The organism is Pseudomonas avellanae BPIC 631 (assembly GCF_000444135.1).
GTDB classification, from domain to species: Bacteria; Pseudomonadota; Gammaproteobacteria; order Pseudomonadales; family Pseudomonadaceae; genus Aquipseudomonas; species Aquipseudomonas avellanae.
On the sequence record NZ_ATDK01000232.1, the window covers coordinates 1 to 5811 of the forward strand.

12 protein-coding genes are annotated in these 5811 nt (G+C 57.8%); all 12 read right to left on the reverse strand.

Features of this window, described 5'->3' with window-relative positions; translation table 11 throughout:
• Positions 1 to 65: 65 nt before the first annotated feature.
• The 12 genes from DW49_RS0111810 to DW49_RS0111865 all read right to left on the reverse strand — a co-directional run bounded on the left by DW49_RS0111810 (position 66) and on the right by DW49_RS0111865 (position 5683).
• Entirely contained in the window at positions 66 to 263 is a 198-nt protein-coding gene (locus tag DW49_RS0111810) for a hypothetical protein (protein WP_024421244.1), read from the reverse strand.
• Positions 264 to 305: 42 nt separating this feature from the next.
• Positions 306 to 593, reverse strand: a complete 288-nt coding sequence (locus DW49_RS0111815; protein WP_024419794.1) for a hypothetical protein — start codon at positions 591 to 593, stop codon at positions 306 to 308.
• Between the two features lie 28 nt (positions 594 to 621).
• Positions 622 to 813: a hypothetical protein gene (locus tag DW49_RS0111820; RefSeq protein WP_229687595.1), complete on the reverse strand. Its 192-nt coding sequence runs from the start codon at positions 811 to 813 to the stop codon at positions 622 to 624.
• Positions 814 to 903: 90 nt separating this feature from the next.
• Positions 904 to 1455 (reverse strand): phospholipase D family nuclease, encoded by a 552-nt coding sequence (locus DW49_RS0111825; RefSeq protein ID WP_005622153.1) that lies wholly within the window; start codon positions 1453 to 1455, stop codon positions 904 to 906.
• On the reverse strand, positions 1452 to 1664 hold the full coding sequence (locus DW49_RS1000000132035) for a hypothetical protein (RefSeq protein WP_147469975.1): 213 nt from the start codon (positions 1662 to 1664) through the stop codon (positions 1452 to 1454). Before DW49_RS1000000132035 ends, DW49_RS0111825 begins: the two co-directional genes overlap by 4 nt.
• Positions 1657 to 1905 carry a hypothetical protein gene (locus DW49_RS0111830; RefSeq protein ID WP_024419793.1) on the reverse strand — a complete coding sequence of 83 codons (249 nt, stop codon included), beginning with the start codon at positions 1903 to 1905 and terminating at the stop codon, positions 1657 to 1659. The genes DW49_RS1000000132035 and DW49_RS0111830 overlap by 8 nt, the downstream gene beginning before the upstream one ends.
• Positions 1906 to 1942: 37 nt before the next feature.
• Entirely contained in the window at positions 1943 to 2176 is a 234-nt protein-coding gene (locus tag DW49_RS0111835; RefSeq protein ID WP_004644386.1) for a hypothetical protein, read from the reverse strand.
• A 31-nt stretch (positions 2177 to 2207) separates the two neighbouring features.
• Positions 2208 to 3386 (reverse strand): plasmid transfer ATPase TraJ, encoded by a 1179-nt coding sequence (gene traJ, locus DW49_RS0111840; protein WP_024421245.1) that lies wholly within the window; start codon positions 3384 to 3386, stop codon positions 2208 to 2210.
• Positions 3383 to 4183 carry a type IV secretion system DotC family protein gene (locus DW49_RS0111845; protein WP_007247253.1) on the reverse strand — a complete coding sequence of 267 codons (801 nt, stop codon included), beginning with the start codon at positions 4181 to 4183 and terminating at the stop codon, positions 3383 to 3385. The genes traJ and DW49_RS0111845 overlap by 4 nt, the downstream gene beginning before the upstream one ends.
• A complete protein-coding gene (locus DW49_RS0111850; RefSeq protein ID WP_005622147.1) occupies positions 4180 to 4653 on the reverse strand; it encodes a DotD/TraH family lipoprotein in 474 nt (157 codons plus the stop codon). The genes DW49_RS0111845 and DW49_RS0111850 overlap by 4 nt, the downstream gene beginning before the upstream one ends.
• Before the next feature lie 36 nt (positions 4654 to 4689).
• On the reverse strand, positions 4690 to 5148 hold the full coding sequence (locus tag DW49_RS0111855) for a lytic transglycosylase domain-containing protein (protein ID WP_229687594.1): 459 nt from the start codon (positions 5146 to 5148) through the stop codon (positions 4690 to 4692).
• A 325-nt stretch (positions 5149 to 5473) separates the two neighbouring features.
• The gene (locus DW49_RS0111865; protein WP_005622143.1) at positions 5474 to 5683 is read right to left on the reverse strand and encodes a hypothetical protein; all 210 of its coding nucleotides are present in this window, start codon (positions 5681 to 5683) and stop codon (positions 5474 to 5476) included.
• Positions 5684 to 5811 lie beyond the last annotated feature (128 nt).

Sequence of the window (5811 nt, forward strand, 5' to 3'; positions counted from 1 at the left end):
GGCATTGCAGGCTCGTATTGGTGTTGTGTGAGAACTCCAACAATACGGGCCTGTTCTCATAGGGATCAATAGGTTACGTCGAAACGGGAACAGACCCTAGGATGAAATGAACCGAGGATGGTTCCAGCGGCTTCTCGGGTGGCTTGCGGTCCATAAAGCTCCTCCTGGGTTTCTCTGATCTTGTAGCTGATGGTGGACGCTACCGGGTAGGTCGCACAGAATTCAATAACTAACTTCTTCGCATGATCAATGGTTAACGTCATTGTCTCTCGCCTCCATTATGGGCGCCATTTGCAATAGCAAGTTCATCGCTCCCCCCTTTCGGTAAAGCGTCGATACCACCAGGGCCGACCGGACATGCGCTTGACGCGCATCAGGTAAGCCAGTCGCATCACCAGGACCTGGAACGTCCATCCAAAGAACGAGAGCAGCCGAAAGCCGCCAATAATGGCGGTGATGACGTAGATCGTGACCATGGAGGGGAAGCGAAACCACGCCAGGTACAACAAGAACAAGGGGGCTGGTATGCCGTAGAGATTGAGAAGGCGTGAGGCATTGCGCCAATAGCCCGGTTGCAGTTGCTGGTCAGACATGGATAACTCCTATGCTGCGGTTGGGACGCTAGCCCGATTCGTGATCTCCTTTTTTCGCCGGCGCAAGTTCCGGGAACTCAACCAGCAATGCCTTGTTGCCCTGGGCGATGTGTTTCATTACTGCCAGTCTGATGTTTTCACGCACGCTCCCTGTCGATACGAAGTACATGCCCCAGGCCTGATCGGGCGTGCAATGGCCGATCTGTTCCTCAATTTCCATGTAGGCCTTGCATTCGTCTGGAGTTGAGCAGCACTGCTGAGTGTTTTGGCACATGACGTTCTCTTCCCTAGTTGTTTCACTACATCCTCTTCAGTAAGTCGGCTGATAAGGCTGTCCCTGCACCCAGCGTGATTGCCAATGCTCCAGGTACACGCTGGCCACCGCAGGAACGTCCCACATCACCACCGCATTTTCGCTGTTGGCCTTGGCGGCCGAGGCCGAGTAGTTGAACGAGCCGGTTTCGACGTTCTGGCCATCTGTGATGATCACCTTGTCGTGCTGAATCTTGTACGCACCGTTGGTGCGCACAGGGATTTGCGCGTTGGCCAGCAGGTTCATCGCAGCGCGACTGGCCCTGTTGTCGTTACCATGGGCATCGACCACCACCTGTACATCGACGCCGCGCCGTTTGGCTTGCACCAACGCCTTGACCACGCTTGGAGAGGTGAAGCTGTAGGCCATCAGCCGTATCTGCTGCCGGGCTCGCTGGATCACATTGAGTACCAACTGCTCCGCGCTGCCCTCGGGTGAAAAACCCACCTGTATTTCAGCCGCCTGAACGGTAAAGGTCAGATTGCACAGCAGCACCGAGGCCAGCAGCCCACGACTGAGCGGTCTGGTTAACGCCGATAGGGCAGTCATGACACGGCACTCTGTTCAAAAGCGCTGGAGACTCCTCGATGCGCTTCTGATTGTTTGTCTGGACGGTATGAATTCAATGGCTTGCTCATTTGAAGTGAGTCTCTGCGTAACTGTGCACGTCGCAGAGCCAACGCCGTAATGCGCTCAACCACGTTGTGCGGAATGATTGCCTCATGACCATGCTGGTCCTGCACCAAACGCTCAATCATGACGTGGCCCCTTTGGCTGAGCCTGAGCATTGCGCAGGACCTGCAGGTTGTTGCTCTCGATCTGCAGCGAAACCTGTGTTTTCTGCATTGCCAGGGCTTGCAGCTGGTTGGCCTGGATCTGCAACAGATTGGTATTGATCAGCAGCAACTGGTCGTTCTGCTGCTGGAGTTGGGCCGAAGTAGCACAACCTGTCAGGCAGGTAGTGACCGTAGCGGCCACGAGCATGGCGCGAACATTCATGGTTGAGACCTTTGGTTGATGGATTGAGGACGTCTTCTTAACGTGGGTTGAACAGGTCAATCTGCCTGTTGGCCGGATCGGCCTTCGGCGCGTTCAGTGGGTGACCCAGCTGGCGACGTATCTCGGCCAGCCAAGCCTTGTACCGGGCGTTTTCACGCTCACCCCACGGGTAGGCAGCCACCAGTGCCTTGCGCAGCACTCTCATATCTGTGCGTCCGACCTGGTGAATTACTTGCGCGACGATGGGTGCTGCTGCATCGGCCCAGGACATGGCGTATACCTCTTAGTCGATGGCCCGTACTTCACACGGCCCGTTGTTCGAGTTCTCGCAATTGCGAGGCGGTCATCGCCACCGCCAGTTCACGCCGGTCAATGCGCCCTTCCAGATGAAGACGCCAGGCATGATCAGCGAAGCGTCGTTGCTCCAAGCGAATAATGGAGTCGATATGCCGACCCCATTCGGGGTAAGGCATGCTGGCCAGCTTGGCGCGCAGCGCATCGTCAAAGATGATGTATTCGCGCACGGCCTGGCGTTTGCCATCGGTGGTGCGCAGCAGCTTTTGCACGATGATGTATTGCAGAACGCTCAGTAGATCGTGGGCCGTAGCCTCGCGCATTTCCGAGGGCACCATGGTCAGGCACCGTGGAATGGCCTCTCCAGGTGAATGGATGTGCAAGGTGCTGAGATTGAAATGGCCCACCTGTCCGGCCAAAACGGCGGCCTGGAAGGTTTCCAAATCCCGCATTTCACCCACCCCGATGATCGACGGTGCCCGGCGAAGATCTGCCCGAATGCCTTCGGCATAGCTGGCAACGTCTCGACCTATCTGCAGTTGCGTCGAGGCCAATACATCCCCTGGACGCGCGAGAATGAATTCGATCGGGTCTTCGATCGTGGTCACCTTGCGGTCAGGATCGGTGTCCAGGCAAAAGCGGTAGATAGCGGCCGCCTGGGTACTTTTACCCGCCCCCGTGATTCCACCAATGAGTCCTAGACCATTGGACGGCAACAACGCTTCGAACAGATCCTCTTCCAGCCCCATCTTTGTTAGATCCGGGATATCAGATGGAATGATCCGCATCGTCAGGGCGATGGTGGTGTCCAATCGCCCAGCAGTGGCCTGCACAAAGTTGCAGCGAAAGCGTAATCGCTCGCCACGCTCCAGGCCGTAGCGCTGGTTGATGTCGCCATCCAGCTGTATGGCCCGGTCTACAGGCCGACCACCGCGTACCGTCGGCCGGATTTCAGGGCTGAACAGATCATCGAGGAGCTTGGACCACGTATCGTCAGCCAGCACAAACCGGCTGGCCTGGCGCAAGCGACCTTGATGCCCTACCACCAGGTGGTTACCGCCCTGGATGTGAATGTCGCTGGCTGACTGCCGTTCACACCAGACGAAAAAATCGCGCAAGGTGTCTGCATTCAGCCCGTCTTCAAAAGCGTAGGGGGCAAACTCCATTGTCTGGGCCGTCCGGGTCATGGCTGCACCTTGCGTATCACCGGATGCCACTGAGTTTTGTCGGGAACAAAGCCGGCGTTCTCCTTGAGGCTTCGTACGCGATCGCCGGTGGTCAGCTTCTGCCGATCCCCCGTCACGGTCTGCTGTTGATCCGTGACGACCGGCGCCGTGATGAACCCCTGGCGCAGTAACTGCGAGTACATCAGCATGCCCCGGTAATCTCGGGTCAGGCGGTTGAAATTGGCTTCAAGGGTCTGATCGGCACTTTGCCGCCCTTCACCCCAGCCCTGGCGGACCGCCGCTTGCCAAAGCGCCTTCTGCAAACGGTTTTCAGGTGTGACTGCCACGGTTTCATCAGGGCCCGACGATGACAGGCCCGCCATCAACCAGGTACGCCACGACGGTGGGTTACTGACGAACCGTTCGGGCACGATGATTTCGTAAACATGGCTTGCAGTGCGTATCTGCCGTGGCGTGATATGGGCCACGTCCACCGCCTCGTCGATGACTGGCGGTAGCCAGCCCTCACGGCTGATCAGGGTCCGAAAGTCATACAAGGTGTTGAGCCGTCCGATCTGCCCCTCCAATGCCTGGCGTAATTCCCACGCGCGCTCAGCCTTACCGCCGCGAAACCCAGTATTGCGTCCCGATTCCTCCAGCAGTTGTCGCCGCGATTCGGTCACGTCTGCTGACGGCGGGTCAGCGGGGGCAAGATAGCTTTCCAGTGGCGCCGGCGTGTCGGAGGGTGTGGAAGGTGGCGTATGTCCACACCCTTGCAGGCCCTGCAACAGGACAAGCGTCAGAATTGATTTTTTCACTGACGCCCTCCCGCCTTCTTGGCAGGCTCCGCCTGCGCAAAGGCCAGGGTCAGTTGCCCTGGAAGCTGGGTCAGGGTCGCACGCCAGGCTGTTTGCATCTCGATCAGACGCAACAGATTCGCATAGGAGATTCCATTGACCTTGAGGTTCACCGGCAAGGGCAGGCGCACGCCGGTCCAGGCAAACGTCTGACCGCGCTGGCGGGCCAGATGGGACAGCAGCTCAACCGCGTCACCGCTCCAGTCAACCGCGACTAGGTCGCTCTGAGCACGGATAGCATCGGTCGGCAGGGTTGACCGGGTATTGATCGCACCTTCCATCCACAGCGTTTCTTGCTGTAACGCAACCCGATCAAGTACCGGCGCAGCTGTCGCAGAAGGCGTAGGAGCCGCCGGCGGCTTCTCACAAAAACTCTGGCAGCCAGACAGCAGCAATGCCGCCGCCGGCGCAGCCCAAAGGGAGTATTTCATCGATAGTCTCCTGACACCCCAAACCGGGCGCAGTCATTAACGGATAGCGAGGTGGGCCGATGCAGCGCCCAATGCTTTGAGGCGGTCGTAGACGTTGCGCACTTGCTGCGCGTAATGCAGGCGCCGTTGCTCCTGGCGTTGCGAAGGGTCAAAGCCTGCGTTATACGAACCTAGGCAACGCCAGGTATTGCCGCACACACGAAGATGTTGAGCCAGTACCCAAGCCCCCGCCTGAACGTTAAAGCAGGCGTTGGTGAGCAGGTCCTCCGCTCGCGAGATCAGTCCCATCCTGACCAGCCGGTTAGCGTTGCGCGTGCTGATCTGCATGACGCCGTAGTCGGTGCTGAGCACTTTTCCAGACGAATCGCGGTTAAGGTTCACTGCACCAGGCTGCAGCTTACTTTCCTGTATGCCGATCGCTTGCAGTAGCACCGGATCAACTCCATAGCGCTGGCCAGCCTCCTGGAAGCAGAAAGCACAGGCCTGCAACGGCATCGACAACACCAAAACCAGCCATAGGCCGCGCATGGCTAACCCCCGGCAACAGGCACAGGCCTGACGGGAGCTTTGACTGCGGGAGCCTGTGCTTTAGCGGTCGGTTTGACCGGTGCTGACACGGGAGCAAAGGAAGGAACAGCGCTGGTCTGGTGCAACCGGCTCTGCGCCTGGCTGACCGAAGAAGCGCTCTGCCGGATCTGCTCATCCACCCACTGCCCCGCCGGTTCCTGTGCGAACTGGGCCGTCGGCTGGCTGCACCCTGACAGAGAGATGAGCAGCACGGAAAAAAGGAGTCTCTTTTGCATTGCGACCTCCTCAATGACTACCTTTTGGAGTCATCAACCATTTTTTGGATAGCCGCTTCCAGGAAGTTATCGATCAGGTAGCGAGCAAGCTCCGAGGGTGAAATCTGCCTGGTGCTGTTGGTTTCATAGCTCACCCGTATCGCGGCTTTGTTCAGCGCATCCACCCTGACCGGTCGGATATAAACGCTTGATGTCTTGGTGGTTGCTTCATCTTCGGATGACGCCATGGGAACTCCTAAGGACTGTGAGAACGCAAAAAAACACCGCCTGGCTAGGGTCTGTTCCCGTTTCACATTGGTAGCCACAGAAAAGCGCAGGCCATTGCTATGACGCTTTCATAGTTTCTCTTGAGTTT

Excerpts from the sequence above, each read along its gene's own strand:
- DW49_RS0111810 (WP_024421244.1), bottom strand. The coding sequence starts at position 263 with ATGACGTTAACCATTGATCATGCGAAGAAGTTAGTTATTGAATTCTGT.
- DW49_RS0111815 (WP_024419794.1), bottom strand. The coding sequence starts at position 593 with ATGTCTGACCAGCAACTGCAACCGGGCTATTGGCGCAATGCCTCACGC.
- DW49_RS0111820 (WP_229687595.1), bottom strand. The coding sequence starts at position 813 with ATGGAAATTGAGGAACAGATCGGCCATTGCACGCCCGATCAGGCCTGG.
- DW49_RS0111825 (WP_005622153.1), bottom strand. The coding sequence starts at position 1,455 with ATGACTGCCCTATCGGCGTTAACCAGACCGCTCAGTCGTGGGCTGCTG.
- DW49_RS1000000132035 (WP_147469975.1), bottom strand. The coding sequence starts at position 1,664 with ATGATTGAGCGTTTGGTGCAGGACCAGCATGGTCATGAGGCAATCATT.
- DW49_RS0111830 (WP_024419793.1), bottom strand. The coding sequence starts at position 1,905 with ATGAATGTTCGCGCCATGCTCGTGGCCGCTACGGTCACTACCTGCCTG.
- DW49_RS0111835 (WP_004644386.1), bottom strand. The coding sequence starts at position 2,176 with ATGTCCTGGGCCGATGCAGCAGCACCCATCGTCGCGCAAGTAATTCAC.
- traJ (WP_024421245.1), bottom strand. The coding sequence starts at position 3,386 with ATGACCCGGACGGCCCAGACAATGGAGTTTGCCCCCTACGCTTTTGAA.
- DW49_RS0111850 (WP_005622147.1), bottom strand. The coding sequence starts at position 4,653 with ATGAAATACTCCCTTTGGGCTGCGCCGGCGGCGGCATTGCTGCTGTCT.
- DW49_RS0111855 (WP_229687594.1), bottom strand. The coding sequence starts at position 5,148 with ATGCCGTTGCAGGCCTGTGCTTTCTGCTTCCAGGAGGCTGGCCAGCGC.
- DW49_RS0111865 (WP_005622143.1), bottom strand. The coding sequence starts at position 5,683 with ATGGCGTCATCCGAAGATGAAGCAACCACCAAGACATCAAGCGTTTAT.